This window comes from Rubrivirga sp. S365, assembly GCF_032248475.1.
GTDB lineage: Bacteria > Bacteroidota > Rhodothermia > Rhodothermales > Rubricoccaceae > Rubrivirga > Rubrivirga litoralis.
Window position 1 is genome coordinate 3,337,464 of sequence record NZ_JAVTTN010000001.1, and the last position, 16,494, is coordinate 3,353,957.

The window sequence follows — 16,494 nt, forward strand, 5'->3', positions numbered from 1 at the left end:
GTGACCCGCCCCGCCCTCCTCGTCCTCCTCCTCGCGCTCGCCGCGTGCGCCACGCCGATCGCGCCCTCGGGCGGGCCGCCGGACCGGACGCCGCCGGCGCTCGTCGGCTCGCTCCCGGCCGAGGGCGCCGTGAACGTGACCGGGCGGACGGTCCGCCTCATGTTCTCGGAACGGCTCGATCCGTCCGGCGCCCAGGCCGTCACCGTGACGCCCGAGGGCGACGAGCCGGCCGAGGTCCGCGTGCGGGGGAGCGAGATCGAGATCGTGCTCCCCGAGCTCCGCGAGGCGACGACCTACGTGGTGACCGTCGGGACCGAGCTACAGGACCAGCGGGCCGGCGTGGCGCTCGCCGCTCCCATCGTGGTCGCGTTTGCGACCGGCCCGACGATCGACCGCGGCGCGCTCGACGGCGCCGTGGGCGACCCCGAGACCGGGGGCGGGGTGGGCGACCTCGCCGTCTGGGCCTACGCGCTCGCCGACACGCTGGCGCTCCCCGACGTCCGCGCGGTCGCCCCCGACTACCGGACGGGGACGGGCGCCGACGGCGCGTTCGAGTTCGCGTACCTCCGCCCCGGCCCGTACTACATCGTAGCGGTCGACGACCGGAACCGGAACGGCCGCGCCGACGCCGGCGAGCGGTTTGCCGCCCCGCCCCGCCCCGCCCTCACGGCGGTCGCCACCGAAGCGCCGCGCGCGGCGGCCGACACGACGGGCGGGGCGGCCGAGCCGCCTGGGGCCGGAGCGCTCCCGGACGGGCTCCGCATCGTCGGGGCGGGAGCGGCGCCCGGGTTCTGGGTGACGACGCGGGACTCGACGGCGCCCGCCCCGCTCCGCGTGCGGACGCTCTCCAGCACCCGCCTCGCCGTCCGCTTCGACGAGCCCGTCCGCCTGGGCGGGGCGGAGCTCGGGCCGTGGGCCGTGGCCGACTCGGCGAGCGGCCAACCTGTCGAGCTCGCCGCCGTCTACCAGGCGCCCGGCGCCCCGTTCGAGGTCGCGCTCCAGACGGCCGCCCCGCTGGCGGCGCGCTCGCGCGTGACCTACGCTGGCCCCGGCGAGGGCGGGGCGGCGCTCGCGGACTCGGCGGGCAACGCCGTCGCCCCGTTCAACCTCTCGTTCTCGCCGGCCGACCGGCCGGACACGCTGGCCGCGCGCGTCGTCGAGTTTCTGCCCGCGGCCGTCGTCGCGGCCGACTCGGCGCAGGTGCTCGCACGGGGCGAGGCGCCGGGCGTCGTGTTTTCCGCCCCGCCCGCCGAGGGCGCCGTGACGCTGGAGGTGGACGGCGAGGCCCGACCGGTCCCTCTAGAGACCGCCGACGGCGTCCGGTTTACCGTCGCCGCCGACTCGCTGCCGCCGCGGTTCACGCTCGCGGCCGGCGACCAGAGCCGCCGCTACGTCCGCCTGGGCGACGACGCGACGGGCGCCCTCGTCGGCCGCGTCGAGGGCGGGGCGGGCGGGGCGGTCTACGTCGAGGTCACGCCGGCCAGCGGCCCGCCGGTCGTGGTCCGCGCCGAGCCCGACGGCCGGTTCACGGTCGAGCGCCTCGCGCCCGGCCCCGCCGGGCTCCGCGTGTGGATCGACATGGACGGCGACGGCCGGTGGAGCGGCGGCTCGCTCGTCCCGTACCGCCCGGCCGAGCCGCTGCGGATCCTGCTCAACGCCGCGAGCGTCCGGGCGCGGTGGGACACCGAGGTGCCGCCAGTCGTCCTCCCCGCCCGTGCCAGCGAGTCCGCAGGTCCGTAAGTCGGTGAGTCGGGCGTGCGGGTGATGGTCTCGCGCGCCCCTGACGTGCCGACCGGACCGACCGCCCCGCCCGTCCCCTTTCGCCCGTCACCCCCCACTCCCGCCCCGCCCGTGTCCACGCCCCCGCCCGCCCCGCCCGACGGCCTCTTTCCGCTCCTGACGGCCGACGGCATGCGCGCCGCCGACCGCGCGACGATGGGCGACTGGGGCGTGCCCGGCCGCGTGCTGATGGAGACGGCCGGGCGCGCGGCCGTCGACGCGATCGCGGCCCGCTACGCGGTCGAGGGCGCGCGCGTGACGGTCCTGGCGGGGCGGGGCAACAACGGCGGCGACGGCCTGGTGATCGCCCGCGTGCTGGCCGCCCGCGGCGCCCACGTCCGCTGCCTCACGCTCGCCACCGAGGCCGAGGCGTCGGCCGACACGGCGGCCAATCTGCGCCTGCTGACGCGCCTCGCCGACGCCTCGGACCGCGTCGAGGTCGTCCCGTTCGACGACGCCCGCCAGGCCGCAGACGCCCCAGCCGACCTCGTCGTCGACGCCCTGCTGGGGATCGGCGCCTCCGGCCCGCTCCGCGAGCCCGTCCGCGGCCTGTGCGCGTGGGCGGGGCGGCAGAGCGCCCCGGTCGTGGCCGTCGACCTTCCCTCCGGCCTCGACGCGACGACGGGCGGGGCGGCCGACGAGACGCCGCGCGCGGACCTCACGGTGACGTTCGCCGGCGTGAAGGCGGGCCTCGTGCTGGGCGATGGACCGCAGGTGGCCGGCGAGGTCGTCGTGGCGGAGATGGGGATTCCTCGCGCCGAGGTCGACCGCGCGGCCGCCGCGCACACGGCCACAGATGCCTGGGTGGCGGCGCACCTCCCGCGCCGGGCGGCCGACGCCTACAAGTACTCGGCGGGGACGGCCGTCTGCGTCGTCGGGAGCGGCCACTTTACGGGCGCCGCCGTCCTCTCGACAGCCGCGGCGTACCGGGCCGGCGCCGGTGCCGTCGTCGCCTGCACGCCGCAGAGTGCCCAGGCGACGGTCGACGCCCAGAACGTCGAGGTCATGGTCGACGCCCAACCCGAGACTGACGGCGGGACGCTCGCCTGGGCCGCCCTCGACGGCGTCCGCGAGCGCGCCGAGTCCGCCGACGCCGTGCTCGTCGGGTGCGGACTGGGCCGCGACGACGAGACGCTGCGGCTCGTGCGCGCGCTCGTCCAGGAGGTGTCCGCCCCGCTCGTGCTCGACGCCGACGGCTTTTCAGCGTTCGCCGGCGGCGCCGACGCGCTGGGCGAGCGGTCCGCCCCGCTCGTGCTCACGCCGCACCTGGGAGAGCTCCGCCGGCTCCTCGGCGACGATGGCTTCGACCCCGAGGACCGCATCGAGACCGTCCGCCGCCTGGCCGTGCGGTGGGGCGCCGTTCTCGTCCTCAAAGGAATGCCGAGCGTCGTCGGCACGCCGGACGGGCGCGTGGTCGTCGGGCCGCCCGGCCGCCCCGCCCTCGCGACCGCCGGCACCGGCGACGTCCTCGCCGGCACCGTCGCCGGGCTCCTCGCGCAAGGGCTCGACCCCGCCGACGCCGCCGTCTGCGCGCTCCACCTGGGCGCCGCCGCGGCCGACGCGTGGGCGCGCGACCACGGCGCCGGCGGACTCGTCGCCTCCGACCTCCTCGACCGCATGCCCCGCGCCGCCGCCGAACTGTTTCCCCGCCCATGACCGCCCGCCGCCTCGCCGTCGTCTGGACGGTCCTCATCGTCGTCGCCTGCACGATCCCGGGCAACCAGGTCCCCGACGTCGAGCTCCGCTTGGTCTCGCCCGACAAGGTCGTTCACGTCCTGATGTTCCTCGGACTCGCGTGGCTGTGGCTCCGGGCGGGGAGCCGGACGTGGACCGTCGTGGCCGGCGGCGCCGCGTTCGCGCTCGCCATCGAGGTGTGGCAGACGGTGCTCCCCATCGGCCGCTTTGGCGACCCGTACGACGTCCTCGCCGACCTCGTGGGCCTCGCGGCCGGCGTCGCGCTCGGCCTGTGGAGCCGGCGGACCGCGGCGAGCGGGCGGGGCGGGGCGGCGTAGGGTTCGGGGTTCGGGGCGGCGTAGGGTTCGGGGTTCGGGGTTCGGGGTTCGGGGTTCGGGGTTCGGGGTTCGGGGTTCCCCCGCGTCAGCCTCGCTCGCCGACGAGGACCCACCCCGCCCGCAGAGGCGAGGGCGGGGCGGCGGTCTCGGCGCTCGTCCCGCCCGCTCATGCCGAGCGGAGCCGCCGGCTGCGGCTCAACCTTCAGAACCCTGAACCCGACAACCCCGAACCAAATAACCCCACGGCGAGGGCGGGGCGGCCTCCTCTCAGACCGCGATCACCGTCGCGTTCAGGACGTGCTCGACCTCGCGGATGCGCGCGAGCGCCTCGTCCGAGGGCGCCCCGTCGAAGCGGACGCGGGCGACGGCCGCCCCGCCCCCGGTGAACACGAGGTTCTCCATCTCCTGCACGTTCCACCCCGCCTCGCGGACCACGGCGAGCACGCCGGCCAGCACGCCCACGCGGTCGAGGTGGCGGACCGTGAGCAGGTGCGTCGCCGCCGTCTGGTCGGCCAAGTTGACGCTGTTAGGCACGCGCCCGGTCTCGGCGTAGGCCAGGACCACGCGGGCGGCCTCCTGGCCGATGGCCTCGGTCGCCTGGTCGGTCGAGGCGCCGACGTGGTGCGTGATGTAGGCGGCGTCGGCGAGCGGGTGCTCGAAGTCGCCCTGCTTGGCCGCCGGCTCGCCGGCGGGCACATCGGTCGCGTAGCGGAGGCCGCGCGTGTCGACCGCGCGCGCCACGGCCGCCTCGTCGACCACGTCCGCCCGCGCCGTGTTGACGAGGGCGGCGCCCTCGGGCATGGCCTCCAGGAAATCGGCGTCGACCAGGTGCCGCGTTTCGGGCGTCGAGGCCACATGAACCGAGACCATGTCGGCCTGCCGTGCCACGTCGAGCGGCGTGTCCGCGCGCGTCACGCCGAGAGCGCGGGCGTCGTCGTCGGTGAGCGACCGGCTCCAGGCCACGACCGGCATCCCGAAGGCGCGCGCGCGCTCCGCCATCTCGCGCCCGATGCTGCCCATGCCGAGCAGCCCGAGCGTCCGCCCGCGGACGCCGCGCGCCGAGGCGAAGCCCTTTTTGTCCCACCGCCCCGCCCGCGCCGCGATCACGTTGTCGGGGATGCGGCGGTCGAGCGCGAGGAGGAGCCCGAAGGCGAGCTCGGCGACGGCCGCCGCGTTCTTGCCCGGGCAGTTGGCGACGAACACGCCGCGCGTCGACGCGCCCGCCACGTCGATCGTGTCGACGCCGGCGCCGGCGCGGACCACGAGCTCGAGCGACGGCGCCGCGTCGAGCGCTTCAGCCGGCACCTTGGTCGAGCGCACCACGAGGACGGCCGGGTCGTGCTCGCGGAGCGCGTCGACGAGCGCGTCGCCCTTGAGCCCGGGGTCTTCGACCACGTCGTGCCCGCCCTCGCGGATCGCGTCGAGGGCGGCGTCGGAAACGGAGTCGGCAACCAGAACGGTCACGGGAATGCGGAACGCGGAATGATGAATGCGGAACGGGGCGGGGCGGAACGGGCGAGGCGGCAGGAGCGAGCGGGACGGGGCAGTTGGGCGGGGCGGGCAGGAGTCGTTCCCGTCACCGCCCCGCCCTCTCAGCGCGCGGCGCCTCCCCCGGTCCCTTTCGCATTCCGCCTTTAGAACGTGTGAACCAACAGGCCGCTGCGGAGCTTGGGCTCGAACCAGGTCGACTTGGGCGGCATCCGCTCGCCGGCGTCGGAGACGTCGAGGAGGTCCTCGGCGGCCGTCGGGAACATGGAGAAGGCGACCTCGGCCTCGCCCGAGTCCACGAGCCGCTCGAGCTCCTCGGTCCCGCGGATGCCGCCGACGAAGGCGACGTTGTCGTCCGTCCGCGGGTTCGTGATCCCGAGCATGGGCTCGAGCACGAACTCGCCCAGGCGCGCCACGTCGAGCGTGTCGGCGACGCCGCCCCGCCCGGTCTCGGGGAGCGCGAGCGTGTACCAGCCGAAGTCCATGCCGAGGTAGAACGCGACGGTCCCCGGCTCGTCGGGCTCGGCGAACAGGGCCTCGTCGACCTCGAACTTCCGCCGGAGCTGCTCGAGGAACTTGCCCGGCCCCACGGGGAGCTCGCGGACGACCCGGTTGTACGGGAGGATCTCCATGTCCTCGTACGGGAACAGGACGGCGAGGAAGTGGGCGGCGCCGTCGTCGGCGGTCTCGGCGGCCGCCCGCGAGGCGGCCGCGCTCCGGTGGTGGCCGTCGGCGACGTAGAGCGCGTCGACGTCGGCGAAGGCGTCGGCGAGGGCGCCGGGGTCGTCGAGCTTCCAGAGCGTGTGCTCGACGTAGTCCTTGGCGCGGAAGTCGTAGAGCGGCTCGCCCTCCATGGCCTCGGCGACGAGGTCGTCGATGTCGGCCACGCCGCGGTAGGTGAGCATGACGGGCTCGGCGTGCGCGCGCTGCGCGACGAGGTGGCGCGTCCGGTCGTCCTCCTTGTCGGGCCGCGTGTCCTCGTGCTTGAGGATGCGGCCGCTGTCGTACTCCTCGACGGAGACGAGGCCGACGACGCCCGTCTGCGCGCGCCCGTTCATGACGAGCCGGTAGACGTAGAGGGCGGGGGCGTCCTCGCGCACGAAGGCGTCGCTCTCGGCGAGCGCCCGGAGGTTTTCGGCGCCCTTCTCGTAGACGGCGTCGTCGTGCTCGTCGGTCCCCTCGGGGAGGTCGATCTCGGGGCGGATGACGTGGAGGAACGAGCGCGGGTTGCCCTCGGCGAGGTCGCGGGCCTCGGCGGTCGAGACCACGTCGTAGGGGACGGACGCGACGTGCTCGGCGTGCTCGGGCGCGGGACGGAGCGCGCGGAACGGGCGGACGGAGGCCATACGGACAGAGTGCGGGGCGGGTGGAGCGCGCAAGATAGTCGGGCGGGCCGGCGCGTTCACCCCCCATCCCCCTCGGTTTGCCCGCGTTCGCCCCGCCCCGCCCCGCTCTTCACAGACGCTGCGCACGCGCGGCTTGCGGGCGGGGCGGTCGGGCGGTATCATGGGAGTCCACACCGCGGGGTGGAGAAGTGGTATCTCGTCGGGCTCATAACCCGAAGATCGCAGGTTCGAATCCTGCCCCCGCTACTACCGACGCCGGGCCTGTCTTCAGGCCCGGCGTTTTTGTGCGCGCTCTCTTGAGCGCCCAGACCGCCCCGCCCCCATGCTGCGGGCGGGGCGGTGCAGCGCGGGCGGGGCGGAACGCTGCGGGCAGCGCGCGCTCGGCCGGTGGGCGGGGCGGGGCCGAGCCCCGCGTCTCGGGGAATATCTTAGGCCGCCGAACGTCCCCCACCCCGCCCCGCCCTCTGGGTCCGCCCGATGACAGACTCCCCCCGCGTCGCCTACTTCTGCATGGAGTACGGGCTCGACGAGCGCCTCCGCACCTACTCCGGCGGGCTCGGCATCTTGGCCGGCGACACGCTCAAGGCCGCCCACGACCTCGGCGTCCCGATGGTGGCGCTGGGCATCCGCTGGGCGCAGGGGTACACGACGCAGACGATCTCCGACGACGGCCGCCAGGTCGACGTCTACCGTGACTACCCGGCCGACGACCTCCTCGACGACACGGGCGTCGAGGTGACGGTCCAGATCCGGGGCGACGACGTCCGCTGCAAGGTGTGGAAGGCGGACGGGTTCGGGAACGTCCCGCTCTACCTCCTCGACACCGACCTCGACGGCAACCCGCACCGCGACACGACGGCCCGGCTCTACGGCGGCGGCCCGGACGCGCGCGTGGCCCAGGAGATCGTGCTCGGCGTGGGCGGGGTGCGCGCGCTCCGAGCCCTCGACCTCGACGTCGACCTGTACCACTTTAACGAGGGCCACGCGCTGCTGGCGGCCTTCGAGCTGGTCCGCGAGAAGATGGAGGGCGGGGCGGAGTACGACGACGCGCTCGCGGCGACCGAGCAGGAGGTCGTGTTCACGACGCACACGCCGGTCCTCGCCGGCAACGAAACGCACCCCGTCGAGCGGCTCCGCACGATCGGCGCGGCCGGGCCGCTCTCCGACGCCCAGCTCGAAGCGCTCGGCGGCGACCCGTTCAGCATGACCGTCGCCGCGCTCCGCCTCGCGTCGCGCGCGAACGCCGTCGCGGCGCTCCACGCGCAGACGGCGAACCAGATGTGGGACTTCGTCGACGGCCGCCCGCCCATCCTCCCCATCACGAACGGCGTCCACCGCCCGACGTGGGTCGACCCCGCTATGCTCGACGCGGCCGAGCGGGGCGGCGACCTCTGGACGCCGCACCTGGAGAACAAGCGCGCGCTCGCCGATTTCGTCGAGGAGCGGACGGGGCAGCGCCTCGACCCGGACAACCTCATCATCGGGTTCGCGCGCCGCGCGGCCACCTACAAGCGCGCCCCGCTCGTGTTCGAGGACGAGGACCGGATCGCCCCGCTCCTCGAGAGCGGTCGGCTCCAGCTCGTGTTCTCGGGCAAGGCCCACCCGTCGGACGAGGGCGGCAAGGCCATCGTCGCGCGCCTCGTCGCGATGGCGCGGAAGTACCCGCGCGGCGTCGTGTTCCTCGAGGACTACGGGATGCCCATCGGCCGGGCCATGACGCGGGGCACCGACGTGTGGCTGAACAACCCGCGCCGGCCGAAGGAGGCGAGCGGGACGAGCGGGATGAAGGCGGCCATGAACGGGGTCCTCAACCTGAGCGTCCTCGACGGCTGGTGGCCCGAGGCCGCCGAGGACGGCGTGAACGGGTGGCAGATCGGCGGCGGCTTCGAGAGCCCGGACGAGGCGGCCCAGGACGCCCACGACCTCGCCGACCTCTACCGCGTGCTCCTCGACGAGGTCGTCCCGACGTACTACGACGACCGCGAGCGGTGGACGGAGATGATGCGGGCGAGTATCCAGTCGACGCGCGACCGCTTCAGCGCCGAGCGCATGGTGACCGACTACGTCGAGCAGCTCTACGCCCCGACCGCCGGCGCGACGGCCTAGCCGCCCCGCCCGGCAAGAACCGCCCCGCCCGCAGAGCGAGCCCTCGCTACGTGCCGCGTCAAGCCCCTACTGATAGGCCCGTGCTCGGTCTCATCCACCACCCCTAGCCCCTCCTGGACAGGAGGGGGACTCCCCGGCCGATCTCGGAGCCCGCCCCGCCCGGCAGTAACGGCTTGGCAGAGCACCAAGAAACTGTTCGGTAGAGGTTCTCCCTCCCCCGCCGGGAGAGGGACGGACCCAAGGGAGGGGAGTGGGGCGGGCGTCGGAGCGGTCGTCGAGGGCGGGGCGGCCGCCCCAGGTCCGCCCCGCCCGGTCGGCGCGTAGCTTTCGCGCCGTGCCCCCGACCGACCCGCCCCGCCCCCCCGCGACCGGCGCCGACGGCGCCGACGGCCCGCGCTCGGCCGACGCCCGGATCGCCGCGCTCGAAGAGCGCGTGGCCGACCTGGAAGCCCGGCTGGCCCAGGCGCGCGTCCGCCCCGCCCGCACGCTGGGCGAGCGGGTCGAGCGGGCGCGGCCGCCGTGGATGCGGTGGAGCGAGGTGCGGAGCGAGGACGTGCTGGGGAAGGCCGGCATCGCGCTCCTCCTCATCGGCGTCCTGTTCCTGCTCCAGTACGCCCTCGACCTCGACCTGCTGACACCGGCCGTCCGCGTGGGCGGGGCGGGCGCGCTGGGGGCGGCGCTCCTCGCGCTGGGGCTCCGGCTGAGCCGGCGCGGGCGGCCCACGCTCGGGCGACTCCTGGAGGGCGGCGGGGTGGCGACACTCTACGGGACGCTGTGGGCGGCGAGCCAGCTCTACGGGCTGATCCCGCTGGGCGCCGCGTTCGCCGGGCTGGCCGGCGTGGCCGCGCTCGCCCTGGTCCTGGCCGAGCGCGAGCGCGACGCGGCGCTCTCGGTCGTGGCCACACTCGGCGGGCTCCTCACCCCGCTCCTCCTGTACCGCGGCGCCGGGCCGGTCGTGCCGCTCGCGGCGTACGGGGCGCTCCTGGTCGGCGCGGCCGGCGCGGTCTACGCGCGGCGCGGGTGGCCGGCGCTCGCGGGCGCGGCGGCGCTGGGCGGGTGGGGCGTGGCGCTCGTGGCGTGGGACGTCGGCGTGCGGCCCGAGGCGGCGGCGGCGGGCGGGGCGGAGCGGCTCGCGTTCACGGCGCTGGTCGGCGCCGTGGCCGGGGTGACGGGGGCGCTGCCCGTCTGGCGCGCGCTCTACCGGCCGGCGCCCGACGTGCCCGTGGCGTCCAGGCGGTGGCCGCGCCTGCTCCGTCCCGAAGGGCTGGCAGTCCTGGCCGCCCCGCTCCTCACGCTCGGGTTCCTGGACGCCGCGTGGTCGTGGCCGCCGGCGTTCGCCGCCGCGCTCGCCGCGGGCGGGGCGGCGGGCTACGGCCTGGGCGTCCGCCGCCTGCTGGCGCCCGCCCCGCCCGCGCTGGGCGCCTCCACCCCGCCCGTGTCGGCCGAGGCGCGGGCGCTCCTACTCGGGCCGTTCGCGCTGGCCGCCGGCGCGCTCGCCGCGTGGGGCGCCGGACGGCTCCTGGGCAGCTCCGACGTGCGGACGCTGGGCGCGGCCGTCGCCGCGGCGGCCGCCGTCGCCGCGCTGGGGCGCCACGAGGGGCGCCGCGACCTCGCGCGCCTGGGCGACCTCGCCGCGCTCGGGGGCGGGCTGTGGCTGGCGGCGTGGCTCGCGTTGTCGCTCGGGTGGCCGTGGGACGCGGTCGCCCCGCTCCGCCCCGGCCGCTTTGCCGAGCTGACGACGGCGGCCCTCCTGGGCGGGGCGGCGCTCGCGCTCGTCGGCTTCCGGGCGGGGCGGGGATCGGCCACGCGCGCCGTCTACGTGACGGCGGCGCACCTCGTCGCGCTCGCCTGGCTCCGCCTCGCGCTCCGGCCGCTCGGCGACGGCGCCGCGCTCGTGTCGCTCGGGTGGGGGCTCTACGCGATCGCGCTCCTCGTGGTCGGGCTCCGGCTCCGCGACGGGCTGCTCCGGCCGCTCGGGCTGTACACGGTCTTGGCGACGGCGGCGAAGGTGCTCCTGTTCGACCTGGACGCGATCGCCGTCCCGTGGCGGATCGCCCTGTTCCTGGGGCTGGGCGCGCTGCTCCTCGTCGTGAGCTACTTCGCCCCGCACCTCCTCCGCCTGGGCGACGACGACGCCGGCGACGACGAGCCGCCGCCGCCCACCCCGCCCCCACCCCCGCCCTCGGGCGACGGGGCCGCGCGCGAGGTGGTGCTGGAGGCCACGGGCGCCTAGCTCGTCGTTCGCCGACGGGCTCCGCCCCGCCCTGCGTCACCGGGCGGGGCGGTCCCGCCGGGCCGTCTCAGAGGGCGGGGCGGAACGCGAGCGCGACGGCCGCCCCGCCCCAAACGGCGGCGGCGGGCGGACGGCACGGTGCGGGGCAGGGCGTGGGGAACCGCCCGCCCCGCCCCCATGCCGCTCGACCTCCCCGCCCCGTCGTTCCTCATCGCCGCCGTCCGCCGCGCGCACGTCGAGAGCGAGCGGGGCGCCCGGTTCGTCGACTTCCTGGACCGGCTCGCGGCGCGCGAGGCCGCACGCGACCCGGAGACCGGGCTCACGGCGGCCGAGGCCGAGCGCGAGCGGGCGTACCGCGTCCGCGCCCGGTTCGCCGAGCACCGCCGCGTCGGGGGCGACGAGGCGTTCCCCCGCCCCGCCCTCGCCGGCGGCCGTCAGGCGGCGTAGACCTTGACCGAGTCGTAGCGCCGGAGCTGGACCGAGCCCGGCTTGGCCCCGCGCGGCTTCGTCACGTCGCAGGCGCGGCAGACGTGGACGTCGACCTTGCCACTGGCGTTTTTCGCCTTGGAGTGGCGGACGGCGAGGGCCGCGGCCTCCTTGATCACGGCGCGCGGGACGTCGCCGCCCTCGGGCGTGCGCACGACGACGTGGCTGCCCGGCGTGCCGCCGCCGACGTGGAGCCACACGTCCTGCGGCGCGGCCACCTTGAACGTGAGCCGGTCGTTGTCCTTGGCCGACTGGCCGACGAGGACCTCGTACCCGCCGATCTCGTGCGTGTCGTAGCCGGCGGGCGGGGCGGGGCGCTCTTTTCGGGGCATGGGCGGGGCGGATCCAGAGGGCAGCGACCCGACGGGCGGGGCGGGTGCGGGAAAGCTACCGCCCCGCCCCCAGCACGTGCGCCGACCGCAGCCGACGCGGGCGGGGCGGCGGCGAGGGAACGGAGGATTCGCCGGCCGCCGTGCAACCGGACGCCGCGCGGGTGGTTCGGGGGCGCCTCGATCCTGCTCCACCCCGCCCGCCCCGCCGTTGGACCTCCCCGTCCCCGAGCTCCCCATTACCGACCCCGTCCTCATCGTGGCCATCACGATGGGGATTTTGCTCGTGGGGCCGCTCCTGTTCGAGCGGCTGCGGATCCCGGGCCTCGTCGGGCTCATCGCGCTGGGCGCCGTGGCCGGGCCGAGCGTGACGGGGCTCCTCGAGCGCGACGACACGTTCGTGCTCCTGGGCACGCTCGGGCTGCTGTACCTCATGTTCACGGCCGGCGTCACGCTGGACCTCGCCGAGTTTGCCCGGCAGCGGCGGACGGCGATCGCGTTCGGGGCGCTCTCGTTCGCGCTCCCGATGGGGCTCGCGTTGGCGGCGGGCGTGGGCGTGCTGGGGTACGGGCTGCCGGCGGCGGCGCTCCTGGGGAGCATCGTCGGGAGCCACACGCTGCTCGCGCTCCCGCTCGCGGGCCGGCTCGGGATCTCGACGAACCGGGCGATCGTGGTGGCGACCGGGGCCACGCTCGTGACCGACCTCCTCTCGCTCCTGGTCCTCGCCGTCGTGCAGGGCGTCGAGGGCGGCGGGGGCGGGGCAGGATTCTGGCTCGCCTTCGCGGCGCGGGCGGCCGTCTGGGCGGCGGCCGTGCTGTGGCTGCTCCCGCGTGTCGCCCGGTCGTTTTTCCGGCGCGTCCGGCGCGAGGACGACGCGGCGTTCGCGTTCCTGCTCGCGGCCGTGTTCTTCTCGGCGTGGGCGGCCGAGCTCGCCGGGCTCGCGTCGATCATCGGCGCGTTCCTGGCCGGGATCGCGCTCAACCGGCTGATCCCGAAGCAGAGCCCGCTCATGACGCGGCTCCAGTTCGTCGGCGACGCCATCCTCGTCCCGTTTTTCCTGGTGTCGGTCGGGCTGCTCGTCGACGTCCGCGTGCTGGGGTCGCTCGAGGTGTGGGGGCTGGCGCTCCTGTTCTTCGCGCTCGTGGTCGTGGGCAAGGGCGGGGCGGCGTTCCTCAGCATCCCGGCGTTCGGGTTCTCGCGCGACGAGAGCGGGGCGGTGGCCGGGCTCACGATCCCGCAGGCGGCGGCGACGCTGGCCGTCACGCTCATCGGGTTCGACATCGGGCTCTTCGACCAGACGGCGGTCAACGCGGTCGTGGTCGTCATCGTCCTGTCGTGCCTCGTGGGGCCGTCGCTGGTGCAGGCGTTCGGGCGGCGCCTCGCGCTGGCCGAGGCCGAGCGGCCGTACGAGCCGGCCGAGGCCCCGGAGCGGATTTTGGTCGCGCTCTCGAACCCGGAGACGGCCGAGGAGCTCATGGAGCTCGCGCTGCTGCTGCGGAGCGCTCAGAGCGAGGAGCCGGTCTACCCCGTGGCCGTCGCGCGGAGCGGGCACGAGGAGGCCGGCCGCGTGGCCGACGCCGAGCGCCTGATGGAGCGGGCCGTGACCTGGGCGACGGCCGCGAGCGTCCCCTGCGTCCCGACCGTCCGCATCGACGACAACCCAGCGGCCGGCGTCACGCGGGCGGCCCGCGAGCTCCGGGCGTCCGAGATCGTGGCGGGGTGGAACGGGCAGATCTCGCCGGGCGCGCTCGCGTTCGGACACGTGGTCGACGAGGTCGTCGGCGAGACGCGGTCGATGGCGGTCGTCGCCCGGCTGGTCTCGCCGCTGGCGGCGGCGAAGCGGCTCGTGGTCCTCGCCCCGCCCCTCGTGTGGCGCGAGGTCGGGTTCGCGCGGGCGGTCCGCGTGCTGAAGGTGCTGGCGTCGCAGAAGGGCCTGCGCGTGATGGTCCTCGCGGCCGAGGCCGACGCGCCCGAGGTGACGGCGCGGTTCGACGAGGCCCGGCCCGAGGCGGCCGTCGAGGTCGTGGCGCTGGCCGACTGGCGCCGCGCCGTGCGCCACCTCGACACGCTCGCCCAAGCCGACGACGTGCTCGTGATCGTGGGCGTGCGGAGCGGGGCGGTCGCGTGGCGGCCGGCGCTCCAGCGGCTCCCGCGCGTGCTCGCGCGCCGGCACCCGACGCTGGACCTCCTCTCGGTCACGCTCTCCGAGGCCGAGCTGGTCCCGGTCTTGGCCGAGGCCGTCAACGCCGACGGCCACGAGGACCTCGTGCTCCCGCCGGCGCACATCGCGCTCGACCTGGCCCCGGCGGCGCCCGACTCCATGCTCCGGCGCGTCCTCTACGGCGGCTTCCCCGACGCCCCGAGCACGGCCGCCCGTCTGGCCGAGGCGCTCGTCGGCGACGGCGCCGAGGACGCGCCCGAGGTGACGCCGGGCGTCGTGTTCTACCACGCGCACACGGACGCCGTCGACGCGCCCCGGACGTTCGTCGGCGTGTGCCCGGGCGGGGTGGCGCTCCCCCACGCGAGCGGGCCGGCGCACGTGCTCCTGGTGCTCCTCGCGCCGGAGTCGATGGCGCCCGATGCGTACCTCCGGTCGCTCGCCGTGACCGCCCGGCTCGTCCGCTCCGAGGCGGAGGTCGAGGCGCTGCTCGCCGCCGGCACGCCCGAGGAGGCCCACGCCGTCCTGTTCGCGTCGATTCGGAACGACCTGATGGAGTCGGCGGTGTAGGGCAACGGGCAGCGAAGATGCGCCACCCCGCCCGCAATGTGTGAGGGCGGGGCGGCCGTCGTAGCGGCGTCCCATGCAACGCCGTCGAGCCGCGGCGTCCGGGCGGGGCGGCGATGGGTGGGGCGGTGCTGTTCAGGACCACCCCGCCCGCATCGTCCACCACCCCTAGCCCCTCTTGGCTTCGCCGACGCTGCGCGGTGTCCAGGAGGGGGACTGCCGGCGCCTCCAGTTGACAGCGGCCTCACTTGTCACCGCCCCGCCCGCGTCTACACAGGGCGGGGCGGAACAAAACGGGCGCCACCCCGCCCGCGCGCGCCATTTCCCATTTCCCATTTCCCATTTCCCGCCCGTGCCGCGGAGGGACCGGCCGGTCCCGAACTTGACCGCCCTGCCCTCACGTCTCGTGCCCCCGCTCCTGACCGACTCGCCGGCCGAGGCCGCCGCCGTGCTCCGGCGGGGCGGCCTGGTCGCGTTCCCGACCGAAACGGTGTACGGTCTGGGCGCCCTCGCGCGTGACGCCGACGCCGTCGCGCGCGTGTTCGCGGCCAAGGGCCGGCCGGCCGACAACCCGCTCATCGTCCACGTCGCGCGCGTGGCGGACGTGGCGGGCGTGGCCCTCGTGACGCCGCTCGGGGCGGCGCTGCTGGAGGCGTTTGCGCCCGGACCGCTCAGCGTCGTGCTGCCGGGGCGGGGCGGGCTCCCGGACGCCGTGACGGCCGGGCTCGACACGGTCGCCGTCCGCGTGCCGGGACACCGCCCCGCCCGCGCGCTGCTGGAGGCGGCCGGCGCGCCGGTCGTGGCGCCGTCGGCGAACCGGAGCGGGCGGCCGAGCCCGACGACGTGGCGGGCCGTGGTCGACGACCTGGGCGGGCGCGTCGACGCCGTGCTCCGCGGCCCGCTCGCCGACGTCGGGCTGGAGTCGACCGTCGTGGACGCGACGGGCGAGGCGCCGGTCGTGCTCCGGCCCGGGGCCGTCTCCTTCGAGGCGCTCCGCGAGCGGTTTCCCGACACGTCGCTGCTGGCGGAGCGGGGCGGGGCGGTTCGCTCTCCCGGCCTCCGGCACCGGCACTACGCGCCGCGCGCGCGCGTCCGCCTGGCCAACGTGCCGCCCGAGCGGGGCGACGCCGAGGCGGCCTGGATCGGGCTCGCCGCCCCGCCCCCGGGGTACGGGCTCGTCGAGGTGTGCCCGGACGTGGAGACCTACGCGCGCCGCCTGTTCGACCTGTTCCGCCGGGCGGACGCGGCCGGGCTCGCCTCCATCGACGCGGAGCGCGTGCCGGAGACCGGGCTGGGCCGGGCGCTCATGGACCGGCTCCGCCGAGCGGCCGAGGGATGAGTGCGCCCCGCCCTCTGCGCCAGCGGGCGGGGCGCCTTCATCCCGTAGTTGTTCGCCCCGCCCGGAGCGCTGCGGCGTGGCAGGGCGGGGTGGCACTCTGGAAAACCTCCCCCGCTCCTCGTTCCCCCCGCCCCGCTCCACTTACCCGATCACGCCTCGGCCGACATACATCAGGATGAAGATCACGATCCAGGTCAGGTGCCCGATGCCGATGCCGGCCATGATCCGCTTGCGGCCCGCGTCGGCCGTGTCCGGCCCGGCCGTGAGCTTGTTCCAGCCCGGCCGGATCAGGACGAGCTGCGCGGCGACCAGGACGAGCCCGAGCGTCAGCGAGGCGTGGTAGGGCCACGCGTTGTACTGGAGCTCGTAGCCCAGCTGCATCCCGAGCGTCCAGTTGAGGACGGCGAAGGCGTAGAACAGCAGCACGGAGCCGGTCATCATGACCACGACGCGGCCGCCGTTGGCCGCGCCGGCCTCGCGTCCGGCCGCCCCGCCCGCGAGCGCCGCCCGCGACAGCGTGGGAAGGGCGAGACCGAGCCCGAACCACGCGGCGGCAAACAGGACGTGGAGGGCAATCGTGACGACGTGGAGGAGGGCCATGCGGGAGCGGAGCGGGCGGGGCGGGGTGGCCCGGGAAGCTACCCCACGATG

12 protein-coding genes and 1 tRNA gene are annotated in these 16,494 nt (G+C 76.2%); 9 read left to right on the forward strand and 4 right to left on the reverse strand.

Annotated features, from left to right (window positions below; genetic code table 11):
- From RQM47_RS14615 to RQM47_RS14625, 3 genes are all read left to right on the forward strand, one after another.
- A complete protein-coding gene (locus RQM47_RS14615) occupies positions 1-1,740 on the forward strand; it encodes an Ig-like domain-containing protein (RefSeq protein WP_314009393.1) in 1,740 nt (579 codons plus the stop codon).
- A gap of 111 nt (positions 1,741-1,851) precedes the next feature.
- On the forward strand, positions 1,852-3,435 hold the full coding sequence (locus RQM47_RS14620; RefSeq protein WP_314009394.1) for an NAD(P)H-hydrate dehydratase: 1,584 nt from the start codon (positions 1,852-1,854) through the stop codon (positions 3,433-3,435).
- Entirely contained in the window at positions 3,432-3,791 is a 360-nt protein-coding gene (locus RQM47_RS14625; RefSeq protein WP_314009395.1) for a VanZ family protein, read from the forward strand. Before RQM47_RS14620 ends, RQM47_RS14625 begins: the two co-directional genes overlap by 4 nt.
- A 267-nt stretch (positions 3,792-4,058) precedes the next feature.
- On the opposite strand, the gene RQM47_RS14630 is transcribed toward RQM47_RS14625, so the two are convergent.
- Both RQM47_RS14630 and RQM47_RS14635 read right to left on the reverse strand, forming a co-directional pair.
- Entirely contained in the window at positions 4,059-5,255 is a 1,197-nt protein-coding gene (locus RQM47_RS14630) for a 3-phosphoglycerate dehydrogenase family protein (protein WP_311665440.1), read from the reverse strand.
- Between the two features lie 170 nt (positions 5,256-5,425).
- Complete coding sequence (locus RQM47_RS14635; RefSeq protein WP_314009396.1) at positions 5,426-6,625, reverse strand: DUF1015 domain-containing protein; 1,200 nt, start codon at positions 6,623-6,625, stop codon at positions 5,426-5,428.
- Between the two features lie 174 nt (positions 6,626-6,799).
- Between RQM47_RS14635 and RQM47_RS14640 the strand changes: the two genes are divergently transcribed.
- From RQM47_RS14640 to RQM47_RS14655, 4 genes are all read left to right on the forward strand, one after another.
- Positions 6,800-6,871, forward strand: a tRNA-Met gene (locus RQM47_RS14640).
- 231 nt (positions 6,872-7,102) lie between these two features.
- The gene (glgP, locus tag RQM47_RS14645) at positions 7,103-8,731 is read left to right on the forward strand and encodes an alpha-glucan family phosphorylase (protein WP_311665436.1); all 1,629 of its coding nucleotides are present in this window, start codon (positions 7,103-7,105) and stop codon (positions 8,729-8,731) included.
- 334 nt (positions 8,732-9,065) lie between these two features.
- Positions 9,066-10,964: a DUF2339 domain-containing protein gene (locus RQM47_RS14650; protein ID WP_311665434.1), complete on the forward strand. Its 1,899-nt coding sequence runs from the start codon at positions 9,066-9,068 to the stop codon at positions 10,962-10,964.
- A 177-nt stretch (positions 10,965-11,141) separates the two neighbouring features.
- Positions 11,142-11,411, forward strand: a complete 270-nt coding sequence (locus RQM47_RS14655; protein ID WP_311665432.1) for a hypothetical protein — start codon at positions 11,142-11,144, stop codon at positions 11,409-11,411.
- Here the strand turns inward: RQM47_RS14655 and RQM47_RS14660 are convergent.
- Positions 11,399-11,782: an NFACT RNA binding domain-containing protein gene (locus RQM47_RS14660; protein WP_311665430.1), complete on the reverse strand. Its 384-nt coding sequence runs from the start codon at positions 11,780-11,782 to the stop codon at positions 11,399-11,401. The genes RQM47_RS14655 and RQM47_RS14660 overlap by 13 nt on opposite strands.
- Positions 11,783-11,990: 208 nt before the next feature.
- On the opposite strand from RQM47_RS14660, the gene RQM47_RS14665 reads away from it, so the two are divergent.
- Both RQM47_RS14665 and RQM47_RS14670 read left to right on the forward strand, forming a co-directional pair.
- Positions 11,991-14,507, forward strand: a complete 2,517-nt coding sequence (locus RQM47_RS14665; protein WP_311665428.1) for a cation:proton antiporter — start codon at positions 11,991-11,993, stop codon at positions 14,505-14,507.
- Between the two features lie 379 nt (positions 14,508-14,886).
- A complete protein-coding gene (locus RQM47_RS14670) occupies positions 14,887-15,843 on the forward strand; it encodes an L-threonylcarbamoyladenylate synthase (RefSeq protein ID WP_311665426.1) in 957 nt (318 codons plus the stop codon).
- Between the two features lie 141 nt (positions 15,844-15,984).
- On the opposite strand, the gene RQM47_RS14675 is transcribed toward RQM47_RS14670, so the two are convergent.
- Entirely contained in the window at positions 15,985-16,443 is a 459-nt protein-coding gene (locus RQM47_RS14675; RefSeq protein WP_311665424.1) for a hypothetical protein, read from the reverse strand.
- Positions 16,444-16,494: the final 51 nt, after the last annotated feature.